General features: G+C 46.7%; 13 protein-coding genes and 1 pseudogene. 8 read left to right on the top strand and 6 right to left on the bottom strand.

The annotated features are described in order from the left end of the window. A pseudogene (locus L5M49_RS19465) lies at positions 1 to 233 on the top strand (IS4 family transposase); the annotation flags it as partial. Between the two features lie 9 nt (positions 234 to 242). Here the strand turns inward: L5M49_RS19465 and L5M49_RS19470 are convergent. Continuing rightward, complete coding sequence (locus L5M49_RS19470; protein ID WP_263266683.1) at positions 243 to 566, bottom strand: DUF4365 domain-containing protein; 324 nt, start codon at positions 564 to 566, stop codon at positions 243 to 245. A 276-nt stretch (positions 567 to 842) separates the two neighbouring features. On the opposite strand from L5M49_RS19470, the gene L5M49_RS19475 reads away from it, so the two are divergent. Next, on the top strand, positions 843 to 998 hold the full coding sequence (locus L5M49_RS19475; RefSeq protein ID WP_263208519.1) for a hypothetical protein: 156 nt from the start codon (positions 843 to 845) through the stop codon (positions 996 to 998). Here the strand turns inward: L5M49_RS19475 and L5M49_RS19480 are convergent. Beyond that, a complete protein-coding gene (locus tag L5M49_RS19480) occupies positions 975 to 2,507 on the bottom strand; it encodes a DUF3612 domain-containing protein (protein WP_168826158.1) in 1,533 nt (510 codons plus the stop codon). The two genes, L5M49_RS19475 and L5M49_RS19480, sit on opposite strands and share 24 nt — an antisense overlap. A 255-nt stretch (positions 2,508 to 2,762) precedes the next feature. Between L5M49_RS19480 and L5M49_RS19485 the strand changes: the two genes are divergently transcribed. Both L5M49_RS19485 and L5M49_RS19490 read left to right on the top strand, forming a co-directional pair. Next, positions 2,763 to 3,326: a malate synthase gene (locus L5M49_RS19485; RefSeq protein ID WP_011845404.1), complete on the top strand. Its 564-nt coding sequence runs from the start codon at positions 2,763 to 2,765 to the stop codon at positions 3,324 to 3,326. A gap of 286 nt (positions 3,327 to 3,612) precedes the next feature. Further along, positions 3,613 to 4,563, top strand: a complete 951-nt coding sequence (locus L5M49_RS19490; protein ID WP_263173910.1) for a YeiH family protein — start codon at positions 3,613 to 3,615, stop codon at positions 4,561 to 4,563. Positions 4,564 to 4,589: 26 nt separating this feature from the next. Here L5M49_RS19490 and L5M49_RS19495 read toward each other — a convergent pair whose 3' ends face one another. Both L5M49_RS19495 and L5M49_RS19500 read right to left on the bottom strand, forming a co-directional pair. Next, positions 4,590 to 4,736, bottom strand: a complete 147-nt coding sequence (locus L5M49_RS19495; protein WP_105253023.1) for a hypothetical protein — start codon at positions 4,734 to 4,736, stop codon at positions 4,590 to 4,592. Positions 4,737 to 4,849: 113 nt separating this feature from the next. Then, a complete protein-coding gene (locus L5M49_RS19500; RefSeq protein WP_105250726.1) occupies positions 4,850 to 5,395 on the bottom strand; it encodes a helix-turn-helix transcriptional regulator in 546 nt (181 codons plus the stop codon). A gap of 145 nt (positions 5,396 to 5,540) precedes the next feature. On the opposite strand from L5M49_RS19500, the gene L5M49_RS19505 reads away from it, so the two are divergent. From L5M49_RS19505 to L5M49_RS19520, 4 genes are read left to right on the top strand one after another with little or no spacing between them, the layout of a single operon-like run. Then, complete coding sequence (locus L5M49_RS19505; RefSeq protein WP_263266684.1) at positions 5,541 to 6,764, top strand: metal transporter; 1,224 nt, start codon at positions 5,541 to 5,543, stop codon at positions 6,762 to 6,764. Next, positions 6,761 to 7,789: a membrane fusion-like protein gene (locus tag L5M49_RS19510; protein ID WP_263266685.1), complete on the top strand. Its 1,029-nt coding sequence runs from the start codon at positions 6,761 to 6,763 to the stop codon at positions 7,787 to 7,789. The genes L5M49_RS19505 and L5M49_RS19510 overlap by 4 nt, the downstream gene beginning before the upstream one ends. Position 7,790: 1 nt before the next feature. Next, on the top strand, positions 7,791 to 10,844 hold the full coding sequence (locus L5M49_RS19515; RefSeq protein ID WP_263266686.1) for an efflux RND transporter permease subunit: 3,054 nt from the start codon (positions 7,791 to 7,793) through the stop codon (positions 10,842 to 10,844). Further along, entirely contained in the window at positions 10,841 to 11,146 is a 306-nt protein-coding gene (locus L5M49_RS19520) for a DUF3240 family protein (RefSeq protein WP_006079422.1), read from the top strand. Before L5M49_RS19515 ends, L5M49_RS19520 begins: the two co-directional genes overlap by 4 nt. A gap of 73 nt (positions 11,147 to 11,219) precedes the next feature. On the opposite strand, the gene L5M49_RS19525 is transcribed toward L5M49_RS19520, so the two are convergent. Both L5M49_RS19525 and L5M49_RS19530 read right to left on the bottom strand, forming a co-directional pair. Further along, complete coding sequence (locus L5M49_RS19525; RefSeq protein WP_263266687.1) at positions 11,220 to 11,855, bottom strand: paraquat-inducible protein A; 636 nt, start codon at positions 11,853 to 11,855, stop codon at positions 11,220 to 11,222. A gap of 113 nt (positions 11,856 to 11,968) precedes the next feature. Next, entirely contained in the window at positions 11,969 to 13,159 is a 1,191-nt protein-coding gene (locus L5M49_RS19530; protein WP_263162609.1) for an HD-GYP domain-containing protein, read from the bottom strand. Positions 13,160 to 13,257: the final 98 nt, after the last annotated feature.

A 13,257-nucleotide genomic window follows, 5' to 3' on the forward strand; every position in this document is an offset into this window, starting at 1 on the left:
TGATGGTTCAATGCCTGTTGTGGCTAGTTGGTTTACACGCACAGCAACAGGGCTGGGATAAGCATTTTCAGGCCAATACCATTGGGCATCGAACGGTACTCTCAACGATTCGCTTGGGATTGGAGGTACTCAGGCGGCCTGATTATCAAATCACGGAGAAAGAATTGCTGGCGGCCTGGGTATTATTCGCCAATCAGTTGCTCAAATATGGCTATGCTATGGCTGATTTATGAGGGGATCCTTCAGAGCCATGCATCTGTCTCATTCGGCACAACTAGAACAAATAAAAGCCTAGGACACAAGAGATTATCCCCGCGTAGATCGTTATAGTTTTTTATTGGAAGTTTGTAAGAAAAATATTCTTCGCAACCGTCATTACAGGCTGTGCACTTTAATTGAATCTCTAGCTGAGGATTACGAATAGTAGAGGCAAAACCTCTTCCTTTTAGAATTAAATCAACACTATCATCATCAACATCAGGAATTGCTGATCTAAAACCAATTTGAGCAGCAATCGCACTAACATACGCTCTACTTAACAATTCTTTCCTTTGATTTATATCCATTATGCCAACTAAAAATTTTGTTAAGAAACAATCTGAAAAATAAATAACATGCTAAAGCAACATGTTAGCTCTAGAGTTTATAGATTACGCTGTGCACAAAATACAAAGAAAGTGTTGACTGATCTTTAAGTATAACTGTGGCCACATCCCTACAATTTATCATTTTATGCTATAAGAATTTGAGTCAGTTAAGTAGTTATTTTTTAAACAACTATTACTTTAAACGTCTTTATTATGCTCAACATTATCATTACAGGCTGCTATGTATAGGAAGGGATGCTGGCTAAATTAAGCACTCTCATGGAAGTGACCGTTGGCGGCATGGATGCCGCCGTCGAGCCCTCAGGGATGAGTTTATGGCGAGTCACTGGAGTGAGAGTGCTTAACATCAATCCCATCTGCGATACTTTATTCAGTACCATCACACTGTGATTTACCTGCTTGATAGCAACTGGGTTGACGTGGGCATACGGCGCCGCGGGAGCAAATAAGGCGGGCGTCGTTTTTGATCCCGCGTTCTATCCAGTTGATATTGAGGATTTTTGCAACGCTCACCAGATCGCTTTTAATGTGTTTTGGAATAGTGACTGAACCGCCACTGGCGACACAGGCATCTTTCAAATCGTGGGCGATTGAGAGAGCATCTTTGCCTTGGGCTTCAATCGCCGGATTCAAATCAATACCGGCACAGAGGACATGGGGATTGCCTGCCGAATCTTCGACCTTAATTGACTCGCAGCAGTAAATGCGGGGTTCGTTACCGACGTTTAAAATCGAAATCTGTGCCGAAGTGCCGACCGTCGGCTCGCTGATCATTCTAAAGACGGCCCAATGCTGACAAGGGTCTTCCACTAACCGCATATTGCCCCAAGGTAGTGGAATACCGTTACCACGGTAAACGGCTTTGAGTTTGCCTGGTGCGTAAGCGTCGAAATAATGCCAATGGGGATAAGGAGAGACGACAGTCATACGCCGCATGGCGACTGAGGCTGACACTTGCAGTTGCTTGTGTACTTCAATCTCATAGCCATGGCGGTCGAGTAATTGGCGATAAGGCACTTTAGGGCACAGCAGCGCACCGGCGAAGAAGCTCGATTCAAAATCGCGCCACGCATGCAAGATATCCTGCGCGTTCAAGGTATTGGACTGCATACCCGCCTCTTCATCCACTTCTAATTTGCGGCCTGAGATCATCACACTCTTGAGGCCGTCCTTGTTGTGCAACACGCAATGACCTATGTGCACAGCTAAATCATATTTGAGTCTGTTGGGGCGATTTTTGAGGATTTTATTTACATAAATCGTGCTCGGCGGCTCAATAAATGAGGTGACCAACTGGCGCGAACTCACGCCCATTTCATCGATAACTTCCTGCGGCGTACTATCTATCCACTTGATTTTTAATCCCATTCCCTTAGCGATATCCAGCATATCGTCCAGAGATAGGGGCATACGTTTGAGGCCGACTTCTTCGGCGGCACGTTCAAGATCGGGGAAATGATTTTGATGGTGTTCTTGATGGGCGCGGATCAATAAATGGGCAAACTGCCGACCTGAGATCCCTGTCTGCGACAGCATCTCAGGTATCGCTATTTGTAAAATATCATTGGAAAACAAAAAGCTGGGTTCGAGTGCCATACCACTTATGCCACCACGTCGGCCCTTGTCTGGCGTAATGGCGTTTTCTTCGGGCACATCGTCTAAGAACCATTCGGCGTCTTTTTGAAAAACCGCGGCGATGACTGCCAGCATTCCGGCACTCGGCACACGCTTGCCACGTTCGATCATCGACAAATATGACACAGAAGGCGCACTTCCCGCGTCGACTCGAATGCATCGTGCCGACAAATCTTCCATAGTTAAATTATTACGTTTCCGTAGGTTACGTATTTTTGTGCCTAGGAAATGTGATTTTCTCATCAAGCTCTGGTCATTGCGCATTTTGTAAAATTCACAGTGTAAAATTTTTATTGTGAAATTGTAGTCAAAAAAAGACTAGACTACAAATCAAGCAATCAAGGAAAGGCTAATGCGAACAAGCTAAGCCATTCCAGTACAAGAAATGCTTAACCACTCCCACTAAAAGTGGCTAAGCACTCAAAGCGGACAAACCAAATTGAAGACAAACTTTGATAAGCCAAAAGTTAAATCAAAACCCTGAATTTTTTTAAATTGAAAGAGTGAGAGGAACAAGCGATGAATATGTCAATAATCAAGAGCAACCAGATCCAACCGAATCTAAACAGCCTCATCGCAGAAGAAGTGCTAGCCGTGGCCCAAGTGAATGTCGCCGAGCACGAGAAGATCGCTAATGCGAAACAATTCCTCGACCGCCTCTTTCCACTTAACTCTGGTTCACACCAAGATGTGAGCAGCTATGTGGTTTACTACCAACACCTGTTGGCCTTTTTTGCCGACGGCAGCCACAGTGGTTTACGTCAGCCAAAACAGTTTGTGGCCTTTAACGGCACTAAAGATGCGCCTTGCGCCATAGTGTTACAGGACCTAGGTTGCCACGTTGAACTCAGTTTCGACCGCAGTGGCATGATAGGTGCGAGAGACGTTGCCAATCTGGAAGATATCCAAATCGGAACGTCATTAAACATGGTAGTCGGAACACCAGAGTCACGTTCTGCCGCATCGCGCCATTGGCTCAGCCTATTACATGCGGGTATGTCCAGCGCCAACGACACCCAAGATAAGTTGTTTACCGCAAAGGATGGCAGCGATTACAACTTGAAAAGTATCGTAAATTTATAATTTCACGTTTTGTAACCTCGCTATTTATTATCTAGCTAAGAAGATGAACTGAGCTCAGTTCATCTTCTTCAATTTACCCTCCTGCTTTGCACAATCCTCTGATAGTCAATAAAACTGACTGACTAGATAAGTTTAATTGATTTTATTGAGGCTCATACACCCAGCTATAATGCCCTCTTTCATCTGTCTCCATGATCAATCCAATTGATCGCCATTTTGTATCCGTCGCTTAATGTGAAGATCTGTGGTTGGAACGATAAACCGAATCGCTCGAGCCTAAGGCGTTATGAATTCTTCATCGACATCACAGCAAAATAATAAGACTCATCGCATCGTTTTCATCTGTGCGGGTTTGTTATGCCTCGCGCCTTTTATCTCATCGCCCATGGCGCTAGTGCTCGGTTTTACCTTAGCCAGCCTTGGTTGGGTGCCAGTGCAATGGAATATCGCCGCACTCACCAAAAAACTCCTGTCTTATTCGATCATTGGCTTAGGGTTTGGGATTAACTTAAACGCGGCGATCGAGGCGAGCACCCACAACTTCGGCCTGATTGTTGGCTCAATCTTTTTCACCCTCAGCTTAGGGTTTATGCTCACCCGCGCCCTGAAATTTGATCATGTCACGGGCCACTTAATCGCCTCTGGTACCGCTATTTGCGGTGGCAGCGCCATTGCCGCAGTCGCTCCGGCCATCAATGCGCGTAACGATCAAACCGCCACTGCATTAGCCTGCGTATTTGTGCTCAATTCAGTCGCGCTATTTTTATTCCCTGCACTCGGCCACTTGCTCAATATGAGCCAATACGATTTTGGCGTGTGGAGTGCTATCGCCATCCACGATACTTCATCGGTTGTCGGCGCGGCTTCGGCCTACGGCGATGAAGCCTTAAAAACCGCAACCACTATAAAACTCGCCCGCGCCCTGTGGATTATCCCGATCGCATTGGTCAGCGCTATGTTGTTTGGTGGCGATAAGCGCAAGCTTAACCTGCCGTATTTTATCGGTTTTTATTGTTTAGCCATTGCCGTGGCCCATTGGTTACCACAATTCCACGCTGTTTATGACACCTTATTTATGGTGTCGAAACGGGCATTAGTTCTGTGTTTGTTTTTGATTGGTGCAGGAATTACAGTGCAGAAAATGCGGGCGAGTGGCCCCAAACCTTTGTTGCTTGGGGTGATGCTGTGGGCAGCAATTGGTATCACGTCTTTAGTGTATATTCTTTATTTTCAATAACTAAGATTTAGCTAAAAAAAGCCTGCCTACTCTGCCGTCGGCTTCATTCGCCAAGCCCAGTAGAGGACGCCAACAAAGGCGGAGAATTCGATAAGTGAGCGCACGAGTCCTGTGGTTTGCGTCGAAGCGACCAAGGCAATCAGGCAAAACACGATAATCAGCCAGTTTTTCAATTGCATCTTCCTGCAAACTTAGGGGATGCTCATTATTGTTTAGAACTAAAAACTCAGCAAATATCGATTTTCAATAACAAATAGCTATAACAACTAAGCCAATCCAGCGTTGATTAAGCCGCCTTAGGGCTTGATGCCGCTTCATTCGCAGCAAGATCTTGATTATGTTCTTGAATAAAATCTTCCATAAACCAAGCGCAAAAAGTATGGCGTCCATCGACTGCCGCTTTACCGTAAATGGTCGATGCCTGTTGTCTGACGGTTTTTTCTTTAGTCTGGCGCACTTCGGCAATTTCTTTAAAGCTTAGGCCCTTAAGTAATAAAAAAGCCACTTGCTGCTCACTCTTAGTAAAGCCCCAAGTCTCGAATTGCTGCGACACCGCTTGGCTGTATTCTTGTCTGGCAGAGCGCATTTGCGTCGACATATTGTCGATTTTTTTATCCGCATGCTCCAACCGTTTAGCTAACGCTTTCACCTCGCGGGAGCGACGAATAAGGTCATAACTTAAGTACATGGCACCAATCACAGTGAGCACTAATAACATGGCTTCCTGGGCAATATGCCATTGGGGAATGCCCAATTGAATGTCGGAAGTGATGTCAAAAAGCTTAAAGCATATGATCAAGGCCAACAGACCAATAATGACAAGATCCTTCATCGAAAAACTCCTAAATAAAAGCAAAATCAACCCATTAATTTATGGGACATATGTACCATAGACAGTTTTATGATACATGTCCCCCACGACTTTCGCCCACCAATCCCTACACTGACAGCACACTTTATTACCATAGAATCGTCCTATGTCTGTCAGTACGTCTTGTATCAAGTTATGTCTGTTGGCGACCTTAGTCAGCAGCAGTTTCCTGTGCCACGCCGCGCATTCCGAGCTATCTCAAGCACTCACCACCAGCCAAGCAAGATTACATTCTCTATCTCAATCGGGCGGCCAGTTACCGCAATCACAAATAAGCTTAAGCAGCTCATCTTGGCTCAATGGCCTGCCGAGCATTAGCTTGAGTCACTTAGGTAGCCTAGATAATGGTAACAGCTACGAGCAGGAACTCTCACTCAATTTGCCAATAAAATCCCCTGCTTTGCACAGCAGCGATAAGCAAATTAAACAACTCACCCAAGGCATTCAGGTGCAACAAGCCGCGCTGCAAGGCCTGTATTTATCGGGATTATTGCGACAAAGCCTGTGGGAACATCGTCTTGCTGCAGTGAAACTGGCCCAATTAGATCGCAAGAGCCAATTACTCGACAAGCTTCATAGTCAGCAAAAGCAACTCACAGATGCGGGCGAACTGCCGATTGCCCACATTCTCTTGTTAGAACGCGAACTGGTGGATATTGCACTGGAGCGGGTCGATCTTAATCAGCAACAGGCCGAGGCGCGTGCCCTCTATCAACAACTCACCGGACAAGAGCAAATACCGCAGAACATAGCCGAAACCGCGCGGCCACTTTCTGCCAACAACCAACCCAATGACATGCTCGCGCAGCATCCATTATGGCAACTATTGAGCCTGCAGAAGCAGCAACAGCTGTTGATCATCCAGAGTCAGCAAGCGGGGAATAACGATCCTTGGGCAGTCTCACTCACGGCCAAAAATACCGCCGATAATCAAGTCGATGATCAACAGCTTGGCATCGCCGTTTCTGTACCACTGACCTTAGGTTCTGCCCTATCACAAACCGAATTATCCCAATGGCAACAAGCCCATACCGAGTACACGCTCAACCTCGACCGTACCTATATCGAGCTAAAAACTCAGCTTAAAAAGCTAGAGCAACAGCAACAAAACTTACTCAACCAACAGACATTGCTAACCCAAGCCTTACACCTTAGCCGCACCATCACTGAAGAGCTGGCCAAGGTCAAAGACCAAAATCAAGTTAGCTACGAAGTCTGGCTGCGCCGCTATATGGATGCCCTCGATACCGAATCCCGCTTAGCACTGAACCAAGTCGCGCAGCAACAACTGCACTCCCAACAACTGCAAGCCTTAGGAATTTCATTATGATGGCCAAGTACGGCGCATGCCTTTTCTGTTTATCCGCCAGTGTTGCCACTTTAGTGCAGGCTGAATCCTTAACGATAAGCTCCCTCGGTAATTTAGACCTGAGCTACGTACAACCACAGAAAGTCGCCAGTTATGAGGGCAGCCCGTTGCCCGCGCAGGTTGAAATCCTCCCCGGTAACGATTATTGGATCAGCACGCCGGAGAATATCCAGCAGATCAGCTTTCTCGTCGGCCAAGGCCAGCTCGTCACTAAAGGCCAAGCGATTGTCAAACTGACTGGGCCAGAAGTGTTCCACTACCTCGCCCAAGTCGAAGCCGCCAGCAGCTTGTATCAACTAGCCAAAAGCCGTTATGAGCGCAATAAACCCTTATTAAACAATGGCAGTATCAGCACAGAAAAATGGCAAGAGATCAGCCAAGACTACTTCAGCACTCACCTCGAATACGAGCACATGCAGCATTTTATGGAGATAGTCAAAAGCACAGATGCCACCACAGACTCCCTAGTGGTAGGCACGCCAGTGGCGGGGATCGTTAAACTCAACCAAGTGAATGGACCTTATATGGCGGGTTCACAGCTATTCTCACTGGTGCCCAGCGACAGCATTCGCGTCAAGGTCAGTGTGCCAATGAGTCAGTCGCACTCACTTTCGGCGGTGAATATCAATCAGTGCCATATCGCCATTGAGTCCGTGTCGGCCATCGCCGAAGGTGCCTTTGTGACCGCTTGGTCATCACCCTTGCCGCAGGAATGTAACTTACTGTTAGGACAACAGATCACTGTGATACCCGAGTATCAAAAGGCGGTGTATTTATTGCCTAAAAATAGCGTATTCAGTTGGGAGCAAGACAGCCAAGTCTTCACTAAAACCGCAGACACGCTCACCTCGATTACGATCGATATTCTCGGTTCAACCCCAGAGCAATATATCGTTGAAAGCGATCAAGATCTCAGCCAAATCCAAGTGTTATCCCAGTCAGTTGCTGCAGTCAAAGGCATAATGCTTGGCCTAGGAGGCGAATAAGATGTTGACCTCAGTCATCCGCTTTTCGCTTACGCAGCGCTTATTTGTGCTGATTGTGGCGCTGATCATCATGTTAGCGGGAGCGCGAGCCTGGTTTTCCATTCCTTTGGATGCCTTTCCCGATATTTCGCCCACCCAAGTGAAGATTATCCTCAAGGCGCCCGGCATGACGCCGGAGGAAATCGAAGCGCAAATTACCGTGCCGATTGAAACCGAACTGTTAGGTATTCCCCATCAATCGATTCTGCGCTCGACCACTAAATACGCCATCAGCGATATCACCCTCGATTTCGACGAAGGTACAGATATCTATTGGGCGCGCCAGCAGGTGAGTGAGCGCATCGCCGCCGTGTGGGACAGTTTCCCTGAAGGTGTAACGGGCGGCGTAGCGCCAATGAGTACGCCGCTCAGCGAAATATTTATGTTTTCACTCGAAAATCCCAATCTATCGCTGATGGAAAGACGGCAGTTGCTCGAATGGGAAATCCGTCCGCTACTACGCACCGTTGCAGGTGTCGCCGATGTGAATATCCTCGGTGGCTATGCCAAAAGCTTTAGTGTGACCCCCAAACCTGCGGCTATGGCGGCCACGGGCGTAAGTTTTGCGGCGCTACAACAGGCGATAGTGGAGAATAATCACAACGAAGGTGCGGGCAAGCTCACCATTGGTACAGATACCATCATAGTGCGCGCCGAAGGTCGCATCGATGATATCGACGAGCTCAAACAATTAGTGATCAAAGCCGATGATGCCAGAGTGTATCGACTGCAGGATTTAGCCGATATTCAAATTGGCCACTTAGCCCGCTATGGCGCAGTCACTAAAGATGGCAACGAAACCGCCGAAGCCTTGATCATCGCCCTAAAAGACGCCAATACAGCACAAGTAGTCAAAAACATTAAAGAAAAACTCGATCAAATCAGCCTAACCTTGCCAGAAGGTAGCCAGATCAACACCTTTTACGACCGCGCGAATCTGATCAATACCGCGATTGAGACCATCTCCAATGCCCTGTTCGAAGCCGTAGTGTTGGTGATCATCTTGCTGGCGCTATTTTTAGGCAACGTGCGCGCCGCATTAGTCGTGTCACTCTCGCTGCCTCTTGCCGCGTTGATGACGTTTTTGATGATGGATTACTTCAATCTTTCTGCGAACTTAATGAGCCTAGGCGGACTAGTTATCGCCATCGGCATGTTAGTGGATTCATCTGTGGTCATAGTAGAAAACATGGTGAATCTTATCGCTACTAAGCAGAGATTACCGCGGCTGCATTTGATTTTTCGCGCGACCAAGGACGTTGCCATTCCCGTGGTGTCGGGCACTGTGATCGTCATGATAGTGTTCTCGCCCTTGCTGACCTTGAGCGGGCTTGAAGGCAAACTCTTCACCCCAGTTGCGGTCACTATCGTGTTTGCCATGCTGTCGGCGCTGGTGTTGTCCTTAACTGTTATTCCGGTTATCGCCTCTTACCTCGTCAACGAAAAAGCCGCCAAGGAACCTAAGGCGATTGAAAAGCTTAAACAGCTTTATCTGGGCAGCCTCAAGGGCACGTTTATCCATCAAAAACGCTTTATAGTGATCGCCTTTAGCTTGCTTATCGTCAGCTTAGGCTTGTTCGGGTTAGTGGGAAAAACCTTTATGCCGACCTTAGATGAGGGCGACATTATTCTGCAGCTGGAGAAGTCTCCATCGATTTCACTCGAGGCTTCGATTGCCATCGACAAGCAAATTCAGCAAACCTTGCTGGCTAAAGTTCCTGAAATCAAACAGATGGTGGCGCGTACTGGCGCGGATGAAATCGGCTTAGATCCCATGGGACTCAATGAAACCGATGTGTTCTTAGAACTTTTGCCCCGCAGCGAATGGCGCTTTGCCAATAAAGAAGCGCTTATCGATGCGATCCGCACTGTGTTATTGGACTATCCCGGCGTTAATTTTAACTTCACTCAACCGATACAAATGCGCGTATCAGAAATGCTCACCGGCAGCATTGGCGACGTAGCGATCAAGGTCTTTGGTAACGATATCGACACCTTAGGTCAGCTCACGAGCCAAATCCAACAGCTGGTTAATGCCACCAGCGGCAGCGTCGATGTGAAAATGGCGATGATCGAAGGCAGTCCTTTTATCAACCTCACCTTAGATAACGAGCTCGCCCGAGGCTTTGGCATGAGCACCATGGAGTTTGCTCGCTACCTGAAAAGCCAGCTCGAAGGCGTGATCGTGACCGAAGTGCTGCAAGGTAAGAAGCGCACACCCGTGCTGATTGCTAACAATCAGAGCCACTTAAGCAGCATTAATGAGCTTAAAAATCAGTTACTGGTGATGCCAGATCACTCCTTAAAACGCCTAAGTGATGTCGCCACCTTAAGCTATAAGCAAGGCCCCATCCTTATCGAGCGTGAGCAAGGGAATCGCTTTTCAGTGATAACCACCAACGTGCAGGGTCGCGATATCGTGAGTTTTGTAGAAGAGCTCAACGCTAAAATTGCGCAGGAAATCAAACTTCCGAGCGGTTATAGCGTGAGTTTTGGTGGCGAGTTTGAAAACCAACAGCGAGCCACCAGCAATTTACTACTAGTGATACCCATTGCTATCGCACTGATCACTTTGATTTTATTCACGACATTTGGCTCGCTTGCCAAAGCGGGCTTAATCCTCGCTAACGTTCCCTTCGCTATGATGGGCGGCATAGTTAGCCTGTATTTGTCAGGAGAATATTTATCAGTGCCCGCCTCGGTTGGCTTTATCGCCCTACTCGGCGTCGCTGTGCTCAATGGCGTGGTGATGGTCAGCTATTACGAACAAACCAAGCACATGTTCAGCAACCTGCGCGAACGGGTAGAACAAGGTGCGGCGCGGCGTTTACGCCCTATTTTGATGACGGCGACTACGGCGATGTTTGGTCTTATGCCACTGGTGTTTGCCTCGGGCCCTGGGGCTGAAATTCAAAAACCTTTAGCGATTGTGGTGATTGGCGGTCTGCTCACTTCAACCATTACCACACTGTATTTACTGCCAATTCTGTATTTTTGGCTGGAGAAACGTAAATGAGCACAGAACAACTGTTAGTACTGATCGCCCAAAATGATATTAAGGACGACATAGTCGATACCTTGATAGAGTTGGAGTTTCTGTCGGGTTTTAGCCTAGGGAATATTTGTGGTTTTAGCCGTGAACACAGCCATTTTAATATCAAGGAACAAGTGGAAGGTTATCGGGAGTTTTGTAAATTCGAAATCATGCACCCCGCTGCGCAACAAGCGGCGCTGCTCGCGGCGCTGGCGTTGGTCTGCAAACATAATCCCTGTCGCTATTGGATTATGCCCATCTATCAAAATGGTACTCTGTCTTAATCTAGATTGATGTTGATCTCACTGAGCAAGGCATACTCACTTTGTCACTAAAGTCAGTATGCCTTTAAAATAGCTAAAGAATTGGCGTTGGGCGACGCACTAAAAACCCACTCAGGATCGATAAAATGCAGTAAGCGGTAAAGAAATAAAAACCGTTTTCAAATTGCGCCTGAGTTTTTAACATTTCCCCCATGCCGCCAGAAGCATTTCCCGCCATAAACGTAATGATCAGCGCCACCACAAACACATCGGCCATCGACCACTTGGCGAGCGCATTAACGAGGGCATTAATCCGCAGTTTCAGCCCAATCGAGCTAACACATTGCTGTGCCAACATTAAGCTCAACTTCAAGGCTGGCACCACCACGCTGAATAACATGACTAATCCCGCGACGAGTCCATTACCAGAGTGATAAAGCTCGGTCACTGTTCCCCAAATACTACGAGTCTTCTGCAACACTTGGACTTCACCTTTAAGGCTATTAAACCCAAGCAAACCACTGACCATGCTTAACATACCGCGGGCACTGCCACGCCCAGAGTCCTCATCAAAGCTTTGGGCAACTTGCTCTATGCCTTGTTCCGCCAGCTTGGCCTTATCGATACTGCCGCTGATACTCAAAATAGGTTGAGTCACCCCAGGGATTAACAAAGCCAAGGATAAGATAATGATAAAAATAGGAAATAGAGATTTCATAGCACTGTTCATAGCATTGCTCGACCAGAGAAATACTTTCAGTTTACGGTTTTTAGCTCAGGCTCTGCAATCATTCACACCAGCCATCGACTCAGATGACCGGCATTTAAGGTAGGATTTGAGGATTAATAGAAAGGAGTCGGATCGATATCTAATGTACTCGGTGACACACCGCGTTCAATATAAAGTTCAGATTTTAATAAATCCACCATAGCGACATCAGTGTAACGTTTTACTTTTAAAGAATAAAAACACTTTACGATTGGATGTAGCGCATCCCTATCTTTCGAGGCCCAAACAATACCAACACGACCATCCGACAATTCAACTAAGGAACCCACAGGGTAAACACCAATACAACGAATAAACTCATAGACCAATTCTTGATCCAAATGGAATGGCGTCAGACTGAGTAAAATTTTAAAGGCCGCGGCAGGGCTCATAGCCTCTTTATAACATCGCGTCGCTGTTAAAGCATCGAAGATATCGACTATACAACTCATACGGCCATGGCGGGGGATTTCATCACCCTTCAAACCCCTTGGATAACCTCTGCCATCTAATTTTTCATGGTGCATTAAGCAGATATCTTTACTGATCTGCGACAGACCAGTAGTTTCGTTCATAATTTCAAGCGCATACACTTGATGCAGCTTCATATGTTCGAACTCTTCCGGCGTCAGTTTGCCCGGCTTGTGCAGCACTTTATTGTCGACTTTAATCTTGCCAATATCGTGCAAAATCCCGCCGACCGCCATTTCCCGTAGCATGACGCGATCTAGCTTTAAGTATTTACCAAAGGTAACCAGTAGAAAGGCGACATTCACTGAATGTTCAAGTAGATAGGCATCTTTTGAACGGAGTGCAGACATACATTTAAGCGCATCAGCATCCAACATCACTGACTCTATCATGGTATCGGCTAACGCTTCGAAGGGGGCAACTTCGATGGCTTTACCTTCGAAGGTCTCAGATAAGACTTTACGAATGAGGTCTTTCGCCTCGGTAAGCATGACTTTAGCTTGAGCTTGTTGCTTATCGCGGCTAATGAGCGCTTTTTTATTGTCAGTTTGATTATCGTTAGTGATTTTTTTCTTTAACCCACAATGTTCAGCCGAACGCTCGGCGTCTACCCAAACAAATTTAATACCGCTTTTGGCCAGTTTTAAAATCGCATCCTTGTGCTTAATTTGTCCAGCATTTGCAATAGCAAGTTGACCTTTATCATTTTTGTCTATGGCACTGACAAACATACCCAATGTCAGCTGTGACACTGGTAATTTGATAAGTTCAACTGATTCTGCCGACTCACTCATATCTACAACCCCAAGGATGATGTGCCTGAATAAAATATCAACTTAACCATACGACATTAAAGCGACTGCTTCAAATGTTCTGTTGTTATTTTTGATTA

The organism is Shewanella sp. SM74 (assembly GCF_025653725.1).
Taxonomy (GTDB): domain Bacteria; phylum Pseudomonadota; class Gammaproteobacteria; order Enterobacterales; family Shewanellaceae; genus Shewanella; species Shewanella oncorhynchi.

Coding starts and splice junctions, on each gene's coding strand:
- L5M49_RS19470 (WP_263266683.1), bottom strand. CDS start 566: ATGGATATAAATCAAAGGAAAGAATTGTTAAGTAGAGCGTATGTTAGT.
- L5M49_RS19475 (WP_263208519.1), top strand. CDS start 843: ATGCTGGCTAAATTAAGCACTCTCATGGAAGTGACCGTTGGCGGCATG.
- L5M49_RS19480 (WP_168826158.1), bottom strand. CDS start 2,507: ATGCGCAATGACCAGAGCTTGATGAGAAAATCACATTTCCTAGGCACA.
- L5M49_RS19485 (WP_011845404.1), top strand. CDS start 2,763: ATGAATATGTCAATAATCAAGAGCAACCAGATCCAACCGAATCTAAAC.
- L5M49_RS19490 (WP_263173910.1), top strand. CDS start 3,613: ATGAATTCTTCATCGACATCACAGCAAAATAATAAGACTCATCGCATC.
- L5M49_RS19500 (WP_105250726.1), bottom strand. CDS start 5,395: ATGAAGGATCTTGTCATTATTGGTCTGTTGGCCTTGATCATATGCTTT.
- L5M49_RS19505 (WP_263266684.1), top strand. CDS start 5,541: ATGTCTGTCAGTACGTCTTGTATCAAGTTATGTCTGTTGGCGACCTTA.
- L5M49_RS19510 (WP_263266685.1), top strand. CDS start 6,761: ATGATGGCCAAGTACGGCGCATGCCTTTTCTGTTTATCCGCCAGTGTT.
- L5M49_RS19515 (WP_263266686.1), top strand. CDS start 7,791: ATGTTGACCTCAGTCATCCGCTTTTCGCTTACGCAGCGCTTATTTGTG.
- L5M49_RS19520 (WP_006079422.1), top strand. CDS start 10,841: ATGAGCACAGAACAACTGTTAGTACTGATCGCCCAAAATGATATTAAG.
- L5M49_RS19525 (WP_263266687.1), bottom strand. CDS start 11,855: ATGAACAGTGCTATGAAATCTCTATTTCCTATTTTTATCATTATCTTA.
- L5M49_RS19530 (WP_263162609.1), bottom strand. CDS start 13,159: ATGAGTGAGTCGGCAGAATCAGTTGAACTTATCAAATTACCAGTGTCA.